Annotated in this window: 13 protein-coding genes; 6 read left to right on the top strand and 7 right to left on the bottom strand. The window is 60.7% G+C overall.

All coding sequences use genetic code 11. The annotated features are described in order from the left end of the window. Positions 1 to 104 precede the first annotated feature (104 nt). Together NK667_RS19605 and NK667_RS19600 are read left to right on the top strand one after the other, a co-directional pair. The gene (locus NK667_RS19605) at positions 105 to 539 is read left to right on the top strand and encodes a MarR family transcriptional regulator (RefSeq protein WP_054049187.1); all 435 of its coding nucleotides are present in this window, start codon (positions 105 to 107) and stop codon (positions 537 to 539) included. Positions 540 to 668: 129 nt separating this feature from the next. Continuing rightward, a complete protein-coding gene (locus tag NK667_RS19600) occupies positions 669 to 2,432 on the top strand; it encodes a motility hub landmark protein FimV (RefSeq protein WP_054615787.1) in 1,764 nt (587 codons plus the stop codon). Between the two features lie 157 nt (positions 2,433 to 2,589). On the opposite strand, the gene NK667_RS19595 is transcribed toward NK667_RS19600, so the two are convergent. Continuing rightward, a complete protein-coding gene (locus tag NK667_RS19595; RefSeq protein WP_054615786.1) occupies positions 2,590 to 4,779 on the bottom strand; it encodes a patatin-like phospholipase family protein in 2,190 nt (729 codons plus the stop codon). 72 nt (positions 4,780 to 4,851) lie between these two features. On the opposite strand from NK667_RS19595, the gene NK667_RS19590 reads away from it, so the two are divergent. Further along, on the top strand, positions 4,852 to 5,139 hold the full coding sequence (locus tag NK667_RS19590; protein WP_054049193.1) for an Rdx family protein: 288 nt from the start codon (positions 4,852 to 4,854) through the stop codon (positions 5,137 to 5,139). Here NK667_RS19590 and NK667_RS19585 read toward each other — a convergent pair. Both NK667_RS19585 and NK667_RS19580 read right to left on the bottom strand, forming a co-directional pair. Next, positions 5,133 to 6,026 carry a DMT family transporter gene (locus tag NK667_RS19585; RefSeq protein WP_054049195.1) on the bottom strand — a complete coding sequence of 298 codons (894 nt, stop codon included), beginning with the start codon at positions 6,024 to 6,026 and terminating at the stop codon, positions 5,133 to 5,135. The two genes, NK667_RS19590 and NK667_RS19585, sit on opposite strands and share 7 nt — an antisense overlap. Before the next feature lie 216 nt (positions 6,027 to 6,242). Continuing rightward, positions 6,243 to 7,007 (bottom strand): helix-turn-helix transcriptional regulator, encoded by a 765-nt coding sequence (locus NK667_RS19580; protein ID WP_054049197.1) that lies wholly within the window; start codon positions 7,005 to 7,007, stop codon positions 6,243 to 6,245. A gap of 127 nt (positions 7,008 to 7,134) precedes the next feature. Between NK667_RS19580 and NK667_RS19575 the strand changes: the two genes are divergently transcribed. Further along, the gene (locus NK667_RS19575) at positions 7,135 to 7,950 is read left to right on the top strand and encodes a UDP-2,3-diacylglucosamine diphosphatase (RefSeq protein ID WP_054615785.1); all 816 of its coding nucleotides are present in this window, start codon (positions 7,135 to 7,137) and stop codon (positions 7,948 to 7,950) included. Positions 7,951 to 8,084: 134 nt separating this feature from the next. Here the strand turns inward: NK667_RS19575 and NK667_RS19565 are convergent, their stop codons facing one another. Beyond that, positions 8,085 to 8,675, bottom strand: coding sequence for an HD domain-containing protein (locus NK667_RS19565; protein ID WP_054615784.1), 591 nt, complete (start codon positions 8,673 to 8,675; stop codon positions 8,085 to 8,087). A 95-nt stretch (positions 8,676 to 8,770) separates the two neighbouring features. Beyond that, a complete protein-coding gene (locus NK667_RS19560) occupies positions 8,771 to 9,082 on the bottom strand; it encodes an Mpo1-like protein (RefSeq protein ID WP_054615783.1) in 312 nt (103 codons plus the stop codon). A gap of 160 nt (positions 9,083 to 9,242) precedes the next feature. Between NK667_RS19560 and NK667_RS19555 the strand changes: the two genes are divergently transcribed. Continuing rightward, complete coding sequence (locus tag NK667_RS19555) at positions 9,243 to 10,304, top strand: AraC family transcriptional regulator (RefSeq protein ID WP_201783193.1); 1,062 nt, start codon at positions 9,243 to 9,245, stop codon at positions 10,302 to 10,304. Here NK667_RS19555 and NK667_RS19550 read toward each other — a convergent pair. Next, positions 10,261 to 11,715, bottom strand: a complete 1,455-nt coding sequence (locus NK667_RS19550; RefSeq protein ID WP_054049207.1) for a TrkH family potassium uptake protein — start codon at positions 11,713 to 11,715, stop codon at positions 10,261 to 10,263. The two genes, NK667_RS19555 and NK667_RS19550, sit on opposite strands and share 44 nt — an antisense overlap. A gap of 121 nt (positions 11,716 to 11,836) precedes the next feature. On the opposite strand from NK667_RS19550, the gene NK667_RS19545 reads away from it, so the two are divergent. Beyond that, positions 11,837 to 12,403 carry a nitroreductase family protein gene (locus NK667_RS19545; protein ID WP_054615781.1) on the top strand — a complete coding sequence of 189 codons (567 nt, stop codon included), beginning with the start codon at positions 11,837 to 11,839 and terminating at the stop codon, positions 12,401 to 12,403. A gap of 112 nt (positions 12,404 to 12,515) precedes the next feature. Here NK667_RS19545 and NK667_RS19540 read toward each other — a convergent pair whose 3' ends face one another. Beyond that, entirely contained in the window at positions 12,516 to 13,856 is a 1,341-nt protein-coding gene (locus NK667_RS19540; RefSeq protein WP_054049211.1) for a sensor histidine kinase, read from the bottom strand. Positions 13,857 to 13,892 lie beyond the last annotated feature (36 nt).

The raw sequence follows: 13,892 nt of genomic DNA, 5'->3' as shown, positions 1-13,892 counted from the left end.
GATGTAACGATTCAGTACAGAGCAAGCCTTGCCTATAGCGAAAGGTCATGCTTAGCTGACTAATAATTAGTTTTTCTCTATTTCAGTCTAATCATGAGTTTTCTATGCCGTTAACCGATCAACACCGCTTTGGCATGCAATTGGCCCAGATGTCTCGTGGCTGGCGTGCCGAGCTGGATCGCCGTCTGGCCGGTCTGGGACTTTCTCAGGCCCGTTGGCTGGTGCTGCTGCATCTGGCGCGTTTCGAGGAAGCCCCGACCCAGCGCGAACTGGCACAGAGCGTCGGCGTCGAAGGGCCGACCCTGGCCCGGCTGCTCGACAGCCTGGAAACCCAGGGCCTGGTGCAACGCCAATCAGTGCTGGAAGACCGTCGGGCGAAAAAAATCGTTCTCTGTGCTCCTGCCCGGCCATTGATCGAACAGATTGAAACCATTGCGACTCAGCTGCGCCACGAGCTGTTCGAAGGCGTTGATGAGGCCGATCTGAAGGTCTGCATGCGTGTTCACGGTCACATTCTGGCCAACCTCGAAAAGTCTTGAGGCAGAACATTACGCCGTGTTTTTGAGATACCCCGTTGGGCAGACTATAAAGAACTACTAGGCAATATCGTGTTCGTACCGGATGTGCGAACGCGTACAGGTTGGTTCTGCTTAATCTAAGGGATGCTCATGCTCGAGAGTTGGCACGTGGTTTTGCGGTATTGCACCCAACTTCTTCTGGTTGGTGGTGCGGTCACTTACTCGACATTGGCTCCGGCACTGGGCTTGGGCGACATCACCGTGCATTCGGCGCTGAACCAACCGTTCAGCGCCGATATCGCTCTGGTAGATGCGGCGGGCCTGGCAGAAAGCGATCTGTCGGTCAGCCTGGCCACGGCCGACGAGTTCGGCCGTGCTGGCGTCGAACGGGTGTTTTTCCTCAATAACCTGAAATTCTCACCGATCCTGCGGGGCAACCGCACACTGATCCGGGTGACCTCCAGCAAACCGGTCAATGAACCCTTTCTGAATTTCCTCGTGCAGCTCAATCAGCCCAACGGTCGTTTGCTGCGCGAATACACCGTGTTGATCGACCCGCCGGGTTCCCCTGGAATTGTTCCCGCGACGGACGAACCCTCGGCCAAAGAACCGACTTCCGGGTTCCCGAGCGTCGAGCCGACCCCGGCGCCGAAAGCGCTATCCAAGAGCAAGGCCCCTGCGCCCACCGCAAGCGCTCCACCACCGGTCGCGCCCGCGAATGACGAGGTCGCCGAACAACTGGCCGCCAGCGTGCTGCAAAACCAGCAGCTGCAAAAAACCATCGATGAATTGAATGCCCGGATCAAAACTCAGGACGAGCAAATCGCCGATGAGCGCAAGCAAGTCAGCGATTTGCAAACCCGCTTGTCCGAGGTCGCGCAGAAACCTGCTGCCGCACCTGTCGCCGCCGTGGCACCTACGCCGGTTGTGGTTGAAGAACCCGAAAGCAGCAATTGGTTGTTGATTGCAGGAGTGCTGGCGCTGGTGCTGTTGGTGGTGCTCGGGCTGTTCGTTCGCCGTCAACGCCAGCAAGCGTTGACCGAACCGTTATCGACAGCGCCGCTGCACGATGAACCTGAGCGTGAGATCCCGCCAGAGGCTGCCCGTGCCGCCGCGCCGCTTCCAGATCACCGCGAAGAAACACCGGCCGGCGATGTGCTGGAAGGCGTCGGCATCTACATGGCCTATGGCCGATTCTCCGAAGCGGCGGGTCTGTTGCGTGAGGCATTGGCTAAGGAGCCGCAGCGCACCGATCTGGCGTTGCATCTGTTGGAAGTGCTGGGCAAGCAGGGCGACGCGCCGGCTTATGACACGCAGGAAAACAGCCTGCTTGACGCCGGGGTTGACCCGCAGCAGTTGGCGGATCTCCGGGCCCGATTCCCTAAACTGGCGAGTGTCGCACCGGCTGCGCCGATTGTGCCGGTCATTGCGACCGTCGCGGCGGTGGCCCCCGAAGCGCTATCTGGCGATGACTTCCAGTTGAATCTTGACGACTTGTCGATGGATTCCAATTGGGATCTGGTCAGCCCTTTCGAAGATTCACCCTCACCGAAGGCCAAACCGTCGGTGCCGGATGAACCTGCATTCACGTCAAACCTGCACGTGATGCCCGATGTTTATGAAATGCCCGATGAACCGGCGTTGGGCGAGCCGGAGCTGGAGTGGGACGCCGAACCTGAAGCGCAATCGCTGGACGACGACTTTCTCGACGCATTCAACGAGCCCGGCCAGTTGCTGGAACTGGAACCACTGCCTGAACCCGTGCCAACGGGCGCCGGCAAACTGGAACAAGCCCAGACCTGCATTGATGACGGCGATCTGGACAGCGCCATCGAGTTGCTCAACGAATTGCTCAAGGAGGGTGATGAGCCGCTCAAGCAAACCGCCCGGACGTTGTTGGCCGGAATCCGCTAGCACGGTCACTACATCTCTAATGTGGGAGCGGGCTTGTGTGGCGAGGGGGCTTGCCCCCGTTCGACTGCGAAGCAGTCGTAAAGAGGTGCGCTTCGCGCCCCAACGGGGGCAAGCCCCCTCGCCACACAAGCCCCAAATTGGCACAGTGGTGCTCGGGCTAAAACGTTTGCCCCAGATTCAGATAAACCGCCTGTTCATCCGCATCATTAAAGCCATAACTGAAGTTCAGCGGCCCCAACGGCGTATCAAAACCGATGAACACACTGGCCGCATTGATGTAGCCGCTGTCGAACTCATTATCGTTGTTCCACGCCCGACCCCGTTCAAGCGAGCCACCGATGTACAGCGGGAAATCCAGCGGCAGGTACGAACGTGGTGTCAGGCGGCGGTAATAAACCCCGCGCATCAGGCTGACGTTCTGCCCGGAAATCGCATCCTCGCGAAACCCCGACAACTGCCGCGCGCCGCCGAGCAGGAAACTTGAAGTCACGACGTTCGCATCATCCAGCGTCCGGCCATAACGCCCGCCCAGAATGAACGTGTCCGGCCCGCTGCTCATGGCCTTGTCCAGTTTGAACTCCCACTGGCGGTAACGCTTGTCCGAGCCCAGGCCCGGTTCGAACTGCCGGAACGCCAGGCCGATCTCTTTGCCTTCGTGGGGGAAGTAGACGTTGTCGAACGAATCGAACGAGTACTTCAGCTCATAAAAGCCCTCATTGAAGCTTTCACTTGGCAGATCCTGATCGCCGATGCGCACGTCAGCCTTGCCCCAGGCCTCGCCGACGCCAAAGCGAATCTCGCCGCTGTTACCAATCTGCCGGCCGACATTCAGGCCAAAACCATAACGTTCGACGCGGTATTGGGCGATCGGGTCGTTGTCCAGGACCGCGTCGACGTTCTGCGCTTCAAAGGCTGCGTAAGGCGCGATGAAGTAGCGTGAACCGACATCCAGCGGTTGATAGAACTCACTGTAGAGTTCCTGTTTGTCGCCGATCTGCGCCCGGGTCAGCCATTCGGCACCGAGGCGGTTGATGCCGTTGACCCGGTAACTGGCGCCGAGATTGAACGCGCTGTCGCCACGCATATCGTCCGACAGGTTCAAGCCGACCCGCAGGTAATCGGTGCCGCTGCGTTTGCCCCGGGCGCTGATCACCAGGGTGTGATCCTCGCCCTTGTGCACCACGCGGTATTGCACTTGCTCGAAGTAATCGAGGCCGTACAGGGTGCCCATATCGGTGTGCAGCCGGCCGATGTCCAGCGGTTCGCCGACGTGTTGGCGGATGTAGTAGCGGATCACGTCGTCACTGACTTTCGAGTCGTTTTCCACCTTGATCCCGGTAATGATCGGCGTGCGCTGGCTCGGAGCCCGGGCGGCGGACAGTTCGGCGTCCAGCGGTTGCGCGGGTTTGAGTTGCGCCAGGCGCGCGTCGAGGGCTTTGGTCGCGCGGTAACCGGCGTCGATCATGTCCTGGGCGCGGCCGAAGTCGGTCACGCCGAAACTCGCCAGTGACGGCTGGATTAGCACATCGTCCTTGTGCAGGGCGGCGAGTTGTTCTTCGGAGTTGCGCCGGGTCATCAGGGTGATCGACTGGTTCAGCACATCGACCACGGTGGTCAGTTGTTTGCGGTTGCGCAGCGGGGTGCCGATGTCGACCACGATGGCGATGTCGACGCCCATCTCACGCGCCACATCCAGCGGGATGTTGTCAGTCATGCCGCCGTCCACCAGCAGACGACCGCCGAGTTCGACCGGTGCGAACACCGCCGGGATCGACATGCTGGCGCGGATCACCTGGGGCAAGTGGCCTTTGCGGAACACGACTTTTTCGCCGGTGGAAATATCAGTGGCGACCGCGCGGAACGGGATCGGCAGTTTGTCGAAGTCGCGGGTATCACTGGCGTGGGCCAGCAAACTTTCGAGCAGCAGCGCCAGGTTCTGGCCCTGGATCACGCCCAGTGGCAGACCGAGGCTACCGTCGTCGCGAAAGCTCAGTTTCTGTTTGACTAGAAAGTCGCGGTCATCCTGCTTGCGACGGAACGGCACGTCCTCGCGCGGCGGGGCGTCAGACAGGGCTTGTTGCCAGTCGATGTTGAGGGCGAGTTTTTCCAGTTCATCGATCTTGTAACCCGAGGCGTACAAACCGCCGACCACCGCGCCCATGCTGGTGCCGGCAATCGCATCGATCTTGATGCCTTGTTCTTCCAGGGCTTTGAGCACACCGATGTGCGCCAGGCCACGGGCCGCGCCGCCGGACAGTACCAGGCCGATTTTCGGTCGGGCAGCTTCAGTGGCGTGGACAATCAGAGGGAAGAGGCAAAGCAACAGACAACACAGTAAACGGCGCATCGTGAATCTCGGGGCAAGCGATAAAGGCGGCTATTATAGCGGCGCCCCTCTGGCTCAGGAGTTTCAGCGATCATGACCATGCAAAAACCGGAAATCGTCATCACCTATTGCACGCAATGCCAGTGGCTGTTGCGCGCGGCCTGGCTGGCCCAGGAACTGCTCAGCACCTTTGGCGATGACTTGGGCAAAGTCTCCCTTGTGCCTGGCACGGGTGGGGTCTTTCATATTTTTTGTAACGAGGTGCAGATCTGGGAGCGCAAGGCTGACGGCGGTTTCCCGGAAGCCAAGGTGCTCAAGCAGCGAGTCCGGGATCAGATCGACCCGGACCGCGACCTCGGCCACAACGATCGCACTCAGTGAGAGGCGGCTTCAGCGGCCACGGCTTTTTTGCTCGAACTGCCGGATAAGCGACTGGAGACCACGATGGCGATGATGATCAACGCGCCGCCGAGCAGCATGCGCAGCGTCGGGTTTTCATCGAACAGCAGCCAGGCCATGGTGATGCCATAGACCGGTTCCAGGGCAAACACCACTGCGGCGGTCCGCGCCTTGATCACCGCCAGGCTGGCGACAAACAAGCTGTGGGCAACGCCGGTGCAGAACACCCCGAGCAAGCCGATCCACAACCAGTCGAGGGCGCGCACTTCGCTCAGCTGTGGCGCGGCGACCGGCAGCAGGCACAACGCGACCACCACGTTCTGGCACAGCGCAGCCTGCACCGCCGGGATGCGTGCGGAACTGGCGCGGTTGGTCAGGGACAGCAGGGCGAACAGCAAACCGGAAGCCACCGCCCAGAGCAGGCCGACGGTCGCGCCGGTGCCGAGGTCGAAGGACGGCGTTACCAGCACCAGGCCCACGCTGACCAGCACCACCAGCAGGATTTCATTGGCGCGGATTTTCTCGCGGAAGATCAGCCCTTCGAGGATCACGGTAAACGCCGGGAAGCTGGCAAAACCCAGGGTCGCAATCGCCACTCCGGCGACTTTTACCGCAATGAAGAAACTCACCCAGTGCCCGGCCAGCAGCAAGCCGCTGAGCAGCAGGCGACGCCAGTCCACGGCTTCGAGTTTCTGCCAGCGAGTGTTGCTGGCGAACCGCGCAAAAAACGCCAGCGCCAGCACCGCGAACGCCGCACGACCGAAGACGATGACCGCCGGGGTGGCGGCCGCGAGTTTGCCGAACACACCGGTCAGGCCAAACATCAGTGCGCCGATATGCAGGGCGCCAAGGGCGGTACGGGGAGTCATTGGAGTCCTTGATCAATTGAGTCAGAGCGACGACACCGTCGATCTTTGTAGCAGCTGGCGAAGCCTGCGTTCGGCTGCGAAGCAGTCGTAAACCTGAGCGCACGGTCTTCCTGATGCACCGCGTTCTCTGCATTTCACGACTGCTTCGCAGCCGAACGCAGGCTTCGCCAGCTGCTACATTTAATCGCGTTCAGGCGGGCCAGGTCTGTCGGCAAACTATCGACTTTTGTCGCCAGCCTCGCGGCGCAATTTGCCAGGTGAAGCGCCAAATTCGCGCAACACCGCCGCCGCAAAGGCACTCTGGGAACTGTAACCGACCCGGCTGGCGATCTCGCCAATCGGCAGCGCCGAGTCGCGCAACAAGCTCACCGCTATGTGCAGCCGCCGACTGCGAATGTAATCCATCGGCGTCTGCCCGCATTCGGCCACGAACCGCGCATGCAGGCGCGCGCTGGAGAGGTCGGCAATGCGCGCCAGATCGGCCACTTGCAGCGGATAGGCTGCATGCTGATCAATGTGCGCATTCAGCGCCGCATACGGCAGGCGTCGTCCGCCAATGACGTCCGGTTTGATGTGGTTGAGGCTGGCCAATAACAGCACCGCGCCTTGCTGGGCAATCAGCGGATCGCTTACCGGACTGCCCGCCAACCAACTGACCAATTGGCTTTGCCCAGCATCCAGCGGCAGGCGTCCGGCGTTGTCGAGCAAGCGGCGGCTGGCGTCGGCGTGCTCCCCCAACGACTGGGCAATCCATTGATCATCGGGCACATCCAGCACCAGGCAACGACTGCCATGGGGACTGCCACAGGCATGATGCATGCCGGCCGGGATCACCACGAAACTCTGCTGCACCACCTGGCTGCCCTGGCCATCGACCTCGAAGTCCAGCGCGCCCGACAAGCCGAACACCAGTTGCGCGTGGTCGTGGCTGTGGACGATCAGGTCGTGGCTGTATTGGCGAAGCGTGAGGATCGGTCTCATCGCAGGTCTCCTGGCAAGATGCGGCCAGTCTACACCGGCCGGGCGCTGTCACAGGATTGACTCGTCACTGTCATGGGCAATTAACCCGACCGGCGCAAGCTTGTAAAAACATCCCAGAGGGTTGCCCATGACCAGCGCCGAGCTCGCCAAACCCAGCCGTAAACAACGTGTCCGCACCTTATGGATATCCGATGTGCATTTGGGCACCCGGGATTGCCAGGCCGAGCACCTGTCGCAATTTCTCAAGGGCTACCACACCGACAAGATCTACCTGGTGGGCGACATCATCGATGGCTGGAAACTGCGCAGCGGCATGTATTGGCCCCAGGCCCACACCAACGTGATCCGCCGCTTGCTGACCATGAGCAAGCGCGGCACCGAGGTGATCTACGTCACCGGCAACCACGACGAATTCCTGCGTCGTTATTCGAAGCTGATCCTGGGCAACATCCAGTTGGTGGACGAGGCAGTGCACGTGACCGCCGATGGCCGGCATTTGCTGGTGATCCACGGCGATCAGTTCGACGTCATCACTCGCTATCACCGCTGGCTGGCCTTTCTCGGCGACTCGGCCTACGAATTCACCCTGACCCTCAACCGCTGGCTCAATCACTGGCGCGCCCGGTATGGCTACGGTTACTGGTCGTTGTCGGCGTACCTCAAGCACAAGGTGAAAACCGCGGTCAGTTTCATCAGCGACTTCGAAGAAGCCATCGCCCACGAATGCGTCAAGCGCGAGCTGCATGGCGTGGTGTGCGGGCACATCCACCATGCCGAGATTCGCAAGGTTGGCGGGGTGGACTACCTCAATTGCGGGGACTGGGTGGAATCGTGCACGGCGCTGATCGAGCACTGGGACGGCACAATCGAGCTGTATCGACTGGCGGATGCCCAGGCGCGAGAGGCGGAGTTGAAAGTAGTGAAGGTCGCCGAACCGGCGTAACACATTGGTGGTCACCACAGATCACCTGTGGGAGCGGGCTTGCTCGCGAAAGCGGTGTGTCAGTCAACGTAGATGTTGAATGTGATACCGCTTTCGCGAGCAAGCCCGCTCCCACATTGGGTTGTGGTGTGTCTTCAGGCCGGCGCGTGCTCTTCCATCGCCGCCTTGTAGATCGAATTCTTCGGCTGCGCAAACAACCGTTCCATCATCGGCTCGAAGAAGCTCAGCGGCAGCGTCTCATACGCCGGATCAAACGCCGCCGCATCGTATTTGGCGCAGAACTCAATCGTCGCCTGATACTGCGGATGCCCGCTGAATTGCTCGCGCAGATGCCGATCCATGCCCAGGTGATGGAAGAAGTAGTAACCCTGGAAAATCCCGTGTTTCTCCACCATCCACAAATTCTCGGCGCTGACGAACGGCTTGAGAATCGCTGCGGCGATGTCCGGGTGGTTGTAGGAACCTAGGGTGTCGCCGATGTCATGCAGCAGGGCGCACACCACGTATTCTTCGTCGCGGCCATCGCGCCAGGCGCGGGTGGCGGTTTGCAGCGAATGGGTCAGGCGATCCACCGGGAACCCGCCAAAATCACCCTCAAGCAACTTCAGGTGCGCCACAATCCGTGTCGGCAATTGTCGGGCGTAGGCACTGAAGTCTGCGGCGATGATCGCCCAGTCTTCCTGCGTGCCGTCCTGCATGTGGGTGAAACGGGCATTGGCGTTCATCGGCGATCTTCTTATTTGCGAAGTGACGGATTGAGTGTAGAACTTGGATCCACTGGCGCACTGTCTGCATGGGACGCTTTGCTGGCCCGGCAAGCCTAGAACGGCACGCGGCCCAGAATCATGTCGCGGTACATGACGAAATCGCCGAGCAGGCTGTAGAACGGGTGCTGGAAGGTGGCAGGACGATTCTTCTCGAAGAAGAAATGCCCGACCCAGGCGAAGCTGTAACCGGCCAGCGGCAGGGCGATCAGCAACAGCCATGCGCCTTTGCCGATGGTCATCGCCAGGATGAAAATAACCAGCGTGGTGCCAATAAAGTGCAATCGTCGGCACGTACTGTTGCTGTGTTCGCTGAGGTAATGCGGGTAGAACTCAGCGAAGCTATTGAAACGCTTGGTGTTTTCCACGACTGCGATCTCTGTGGTTATTGTTCTGATGGCAAGTTGTTCTGCGGGTAGCTTATTTGAGTCTAGAGTGATCATTGGCATCAGCCAGTGACAATAGGCGCCACTTTAGTATCCTTCGGTAATTGGCCGTGAGATGCGGCTCATCATGTAAGTAAACGCCATGAGCGAACGAACGACTTCTGCAAGCTGGGCGATGGGGATTGTCAAAGCACTGGAAATGGACGGCCTGGATTGCCGGGTTCTGTTCAAACAGCTGGGGCTCGACTACGCGGCACTGGATGATCCGGATGCACGCTTCCCGCAAGATTCCATGACGCGGCTCTGGCAGCGCGCGGTCGAGCTGTCCGGTAACCCGGCAATCGGCCTGAACATGGGCAAAGTGGTGCGACCGGCATCCTTTCATGTCGCCGGCTACGCGTTGATGTCCAGTCAGACGCTGGCCGAAGGTTTCCAGCGGCTGGTGCGCTATCAGCGGATCATTGCCGAAAGCGCAGACCTGAGTTTTCGATTGCTGGACGAAGGCTATGCGCTGATTCTGACGGTGCATGGCGACCACCTGCCGCCGACCCGGCAAAGCGCCGAAGCCTCATTGGCTTGCGCCCTGGCGCTGTGCGGCTGGTTGACCGGCCGCACCCTGCAGCCGCGCAAAGTGTTGGTGCAGGGCGATGAGCCCGCCGATCTTCAACCCTATAAACAAGCCTTCCACGCGCCACTGGTGTTCAACGCGCCTTACGATGCGTTGATCTTCGAGCGTGCTGACATGGAGGCGCCGCTGCCCACAGCGAACGAGGCGATGGCGCTGCTGCATGACCGGTTTGCCGGTGAATACCTGGCGCGATTTTCTGAAAGTCGCGTGACCCACAAGGCCCGGCAAGTGCTATGCCGTTTGCTGCCCCAAGGCGAACCCAAGCGCGATACGGTGGCGCAGACGTTGCACCTGTCGCAACGCACCTTGCAGCGCCGCTTGCAGGAAGAGGGCACGAGTTTCCAGACTTTGCTCGACGACACCCGCCGCGAACTGGCCGAGCAATACCTGGCGCAGCCCAGCATGACCCTGCTGGAAATTGCCTACCTGTTGGGATTTGCCGACCCGAGCAACTTCTTCCGCGCCTTCCGCCGCTGGTTCGACGCGACGCCCGGCGAGTACCGGGCGCGTTTGATGGATGCGCCGAAGCAGGTCAGTGACGCCAGAACGCCGGAATACACAGAACGAACACCGTAATAATTTCCAGTCGGCCCAGCAGCATGCCGAACGAGAGAATCCACTTGGCAGCGTCCGGCAGGGTGGCGAAGTTGCCCGCCGGGCCAATGGTCTCGCCAAGGCCGGGACCGACGCCGGACACGGTGCTCGCGGCGCCGGTCAGCGCGGTCATCCAGTCCACACCGAGCAGCGACAGCAGCAGTGCAATCACGCAAATGGTGATGGCGAAGAAGAACGAAAAGGTCAGGATCGAACGCACGATTTCTTCGTCGAGTCGGTGACCGTTGTACTTCTGCTTGATCACCGCTCGCGGGTGAATCAACTGGTTAAGGTTGGCCTTGAGCAGGATGTAGGCAACCTGGAAACGGAAAATCTTGATCCCGCCCGCCGTCGAACCTGAACAGCCGCCGACAAAACCCAGATAAAAGAACAGCATCAGCGAGAAGTTGCCCCACAGGCTGTAGTCCCCGAGTGCAAACCCCGTGGTCGTGACCACCGACGTCACGTTCAGGGCCACATGCCGCAACGCCTCCAGCCAATGCAGGTTGGTGGTCCACCAATACCAGGTGCCGAGCACCAGCCAGGTCACCAGCAACATGCCGAGCAAACCCTGGACCTGCTGATCCTTGATCAGCGCCCGGCGGTTACCGCGCAAAGTCGCCACATACAGGGTGAACGGCAGGCTACCGAGAATCATGATCACCACCGCGACCCAGTGCACCGCCGGTTGTTTCCAGTGGGCGAGGGATTCGTCGGAGGTGGAGAACCCGCCGGTGGAAATCGCTGACATCGCGTGGTTGATCGCATCGAACAGGCTCATCCCGGCCCACCAGAACGCCAGGCTGCCGATGATGGTGATGCCGACGTAGGCCGCCACGATCAGGCGCGCCACCATGTGTGAGCGGGGCATGACCTTTTCGGAGCGGTCCGACGACTCGGTCTGGAACAGCCGCATGCCGCCGATGCGCAGCAGCGGCAGAATCGCCACCGCCATGCCGATAAAGCCGATGCCGCCGATCCAGTGCAACAGCGAGCGCCACATCAGGATGCCGGGAGACATGTTGTCCAGGCCCGTGAGCACGGTCGACCCGGTGGCGGTGATGCCAGACATGCTTTCGAAGAACGAGTCGGTGTAGCTGATGTGCTGGGTCAGCAGGAACGGCAGCGCGGCGAAAATACACACCACCAGCCAACTGCTGACGGTCAGCAAGTACATGTCCCTTGGGCGCAGGTGTACGTGTTCGGGGCGTCCGGGAATGACCAGCGCCAAGCCGGCGACGAAGGTGATCATGCTGGCCCAGAGGAACGATGGCAGGTCGCCGGTGCGGTCGAAAATCACCAGCGTGGCCATGGGCACGACCATGGCGATGGCCAGCGTGATCAGGAAGATGCCGATGATGAAACCAATAGTCCGTAAGGTCGGCAACGCCATGAAGTCCGCTCGGGCTGAAAGTGGGGAGGGCGCCATTCTACCTGCGAGGCCTGCCATGTAAACCGGCACTCCCGCAGGGTTGCAGCTAGAATAGCCAAACATTTTTTACAGGAGGTGGCCGATGCAGGCTCTCGACGCTTTGCTCAACCGTGTTTCCGTTCCCCGACTGGTCGAACCGGCCCCTACCGCCGAGCAGCGGGAAGTGCTGTTTGGCGCTGCATTGCGTGCGCCGGACCACGGCCATTTGCAGCCTTGGCGCTTCCTGACCGTCGAAGGCGCGGCACGCGAGCAAATGGGCGAGTTGCTGGCTGAAGCGGCGAAGTTGCAGGACGGTGAAGTGTCCGAAGCAGCGCTGGACAAGGCCCGCAATGGCCCGCTGCGCGCGCCGTTGGTGGTGGTGGTGATTGCGCGGTTGCAGGATCACGTCAAATACCCGAAGTCCGAGCAACTGTTGGCGGCGGGGTGTGCGGCGCACGGGATTTTGCTGGCGGCGTATGCCCAGGGGATTGGCGCAGTGTGGCGTACCGGTGAGCTGGCTTACTCGGCGCATGTGGCCAAGGGGTTGGGGTTGGCGGATGGGGAAGAGGTGATTGCATTCCTTTATCTCGGCACGCCGCAGAAAGAGCCACGGGTGGCAGAGAAGGTTGATCTGGCCGAATTCGTCAGCGCTTGGCCTGGTAAAGCTTAAAGATCAAGAGATCGCAGCCTCGTTGCACTCGACAGCTCCTACGGGCGTTCACATAACACCTGTAGGAGCTGTCGAGTGCAACGAGGCTGCGATCTTTTCGCATCACCCATTTTTACGGCTGGACCACAGCCCCCGGTACCAACGGTAATTCCAGGCTGGCGATAAACCCGCCGTCCGGGTGATTGGCCAGCACCAGGCTGCCGCCATGCCGTTCTGCGGCTCGGCGTGCAATGGCCAGCCCCAGGCCATGCCCGGCCGCTGTTTGCCCCGGCGCGCGGTAAAACGGTTCGCCCAGCAGGTTCAAGTGCTCGGCCTCGACTCCCGGCCCATGGTCACGCACGCTCACCACCATTCGTTCACCCTGGCGTGAGGCCTGCATTTCAATCGGTTGACCCACCGGGTTAAAGCGCTGGGCATTGCGCAACAGGTTGTCCACGGCGCGCTCGATCATGGTCGGCCAGCCTTTGAGGTTCAACTGCGGCTCGGCTTCCAGGCGCACGGTTTGTTCCGGGAAGCCCAGTTGCGCGTCCTTCTGCAGGGTTTGCAGCAAGGCGTTGAGATCAACGTCCTCGGCACTGGCGTTATCCGCGTCGACCCGCGCCAGGACCAGGATTTCGCTGATCAGCGCTTCCAGTCGGTCGCATTCGCGCGTCAGGCGCGGCCAGAGTTTTTCTCGTTCCTCAGGATTGGCCCGCTCGGCCAAGGCCAGAGCAATGCGCAATCGGGCCAGCGGCGAGCGCAATTCATGGGATACGTCCCGCAGCAATTGTCGCTGGCTACCGATCAGGCTTTGCAGGCGTGCGCCCATGCGGTTGAAATCGTTGGCGAGCACGCCGAACTCATCGCGGCGGTTGGCCAGTTTCACCAGGCTGTTCTGCTGATAAGTGGTTTGCCCCAGATCATGCACCGCGCCGCGCAAACGGCTGAGTGGGCGAGTGATCGAGAGCGTCACCAGCAGGCTGAACAAGGTCAGCACCACCAACGCGATGCCAAGCGCACTCAACGGCCAGAGCAGGCTTTCGCGGTGCCAGGAATCCAGTTCCGGGTGCGGGATGCGGTAGATCAGCAGGTAGGTGTTTCCGGTTTTGTCGCTGGTGTATTCAGCGGTCAGGCGGCGCCACGGCAAGCGGCGATCATCGTCGTTCTGCCGTGCTTCAAATGCGGCGGCGCGACGCGGGAAAGTGCCACGCACCACCGGATCGCCGCTCTCGTTGAGCACCTGGACGTCGATGTGATATTGGCGTTTGCGTTGTTCGAGGATGTCCTGAGCCGCTTCTTCGCCCTGGGCTTCGTAGGTTTGCGTCCACTCTTCGGCCAGGGTGTTGAGGCCCGGATGACGGCTGAGGATCCACGCATCCTGGTTGAGCATGTGCCCCAGCAGAATCGAAAGCCCTGCAACCAGAGCGATGGCCAGCCAGAAGCTGGCCAGAATACGCCAGAACAATGAGCGCACAGAAAATCCTCAAACAGATACAAATCCCATGTAGGA

This window comes from Pseudomonas nunensis, from assembly GCF_024296925.1.
GTDB lineage: Bacteria > Pseudomonadota > Gammaproteobacteria > Pseudomonadales > Pseudomonadaceae > Aquipseudomonas > Aquipseudomonas nunensis.
Note: the sequence above shows the minus strand (reverse complement) of the source record. Positions and strands in the feature narration are given on the sequence as shown.

What these genes read in the sequence shown, in the direction of transcription:
- NK667_RS19565 (WP_054615784.1), bottom strand. Translation starts at nt 8,675, where the DNA reads ATGAACGCCAATGCCCGTTTCACCCACATGCAGGACGGCACGCAGGAA.
- NK667_RS19555 (WP_201783193.1), top strand. Translation starts at nt 9,243, where the DNA reads ATGAGCGAACGAACGACTTCTGCAAGCTGGGCGATGGGGATTGTCAAA.
- NK667_RS19545 (WP_054615781.1), top strand. Translation starts at nt 11,837, where the DNA reads ATGCAGGCTCTCGACGCTTTGCTCAACCGTGTTTCCGTTCCCCGACTG.
- NK667_RS19585 (WP_054049195.1), bottom strand. Translation starts at nt 6,026, where the DNA reads ATGACTCCCCGTACCGCCCTTGGCGCCCTGCATATCGGCGCACTGATG.
- NK667_RS19550 (WP_054049207.1), bottom strand. Translation starts at nt 11,715, where the DNA reads ATGGCGTTGCCGACCTTACGGACTATTGGTTTCATCATCGGCATCTTC.
- NK667_RS19580 (WP_054049197.1), bottom strand. Translation starts at nt 7,007, where the DNA reads ATGAGACCGATCCTCACGCTTCGCCAATACAGCCACGACCTGATCGTC.
- NK667_RS19605 (WP_054049187.1), top strand. Translation starts at nt 105, where the DNA reads ATGCCGTTAACCGATCAACACCGCTTTGGCATGCAATTGGCCCAGATG.
- NK667_RS19595 (WP_054615786.1), bottom strand. Translation starts at nt 4,779, where the DNA reads ATGCGCCGTTTACTGTGTTGTCTGTTGCTTTGCCTCTTCCCTCTGATT.
- NK667_RS19600 (WP_054615787.1), top strand. Translation starts at nt 669, where the DNA reads ATGCTCGAGAGTTGGCACGTGGTTTTGCGGTATTGCACCCAACTTCTT.
- NK667_RS19590 (WP_054049193.1), top strand. Translation starts at nt 4,852, where the DNA reads ATGACCATGCAAAAACCGGAAATCGTCATCACCTATTGCACGCAATGC.
- NK667_RS19575 (WP_054615785.1), top strand. Translation starts at nt 7,135, where the DNA reads ATGACCAGCGCCGAGCTCGCCAAACCCAGCCGTAAACAACGTGTCCGC.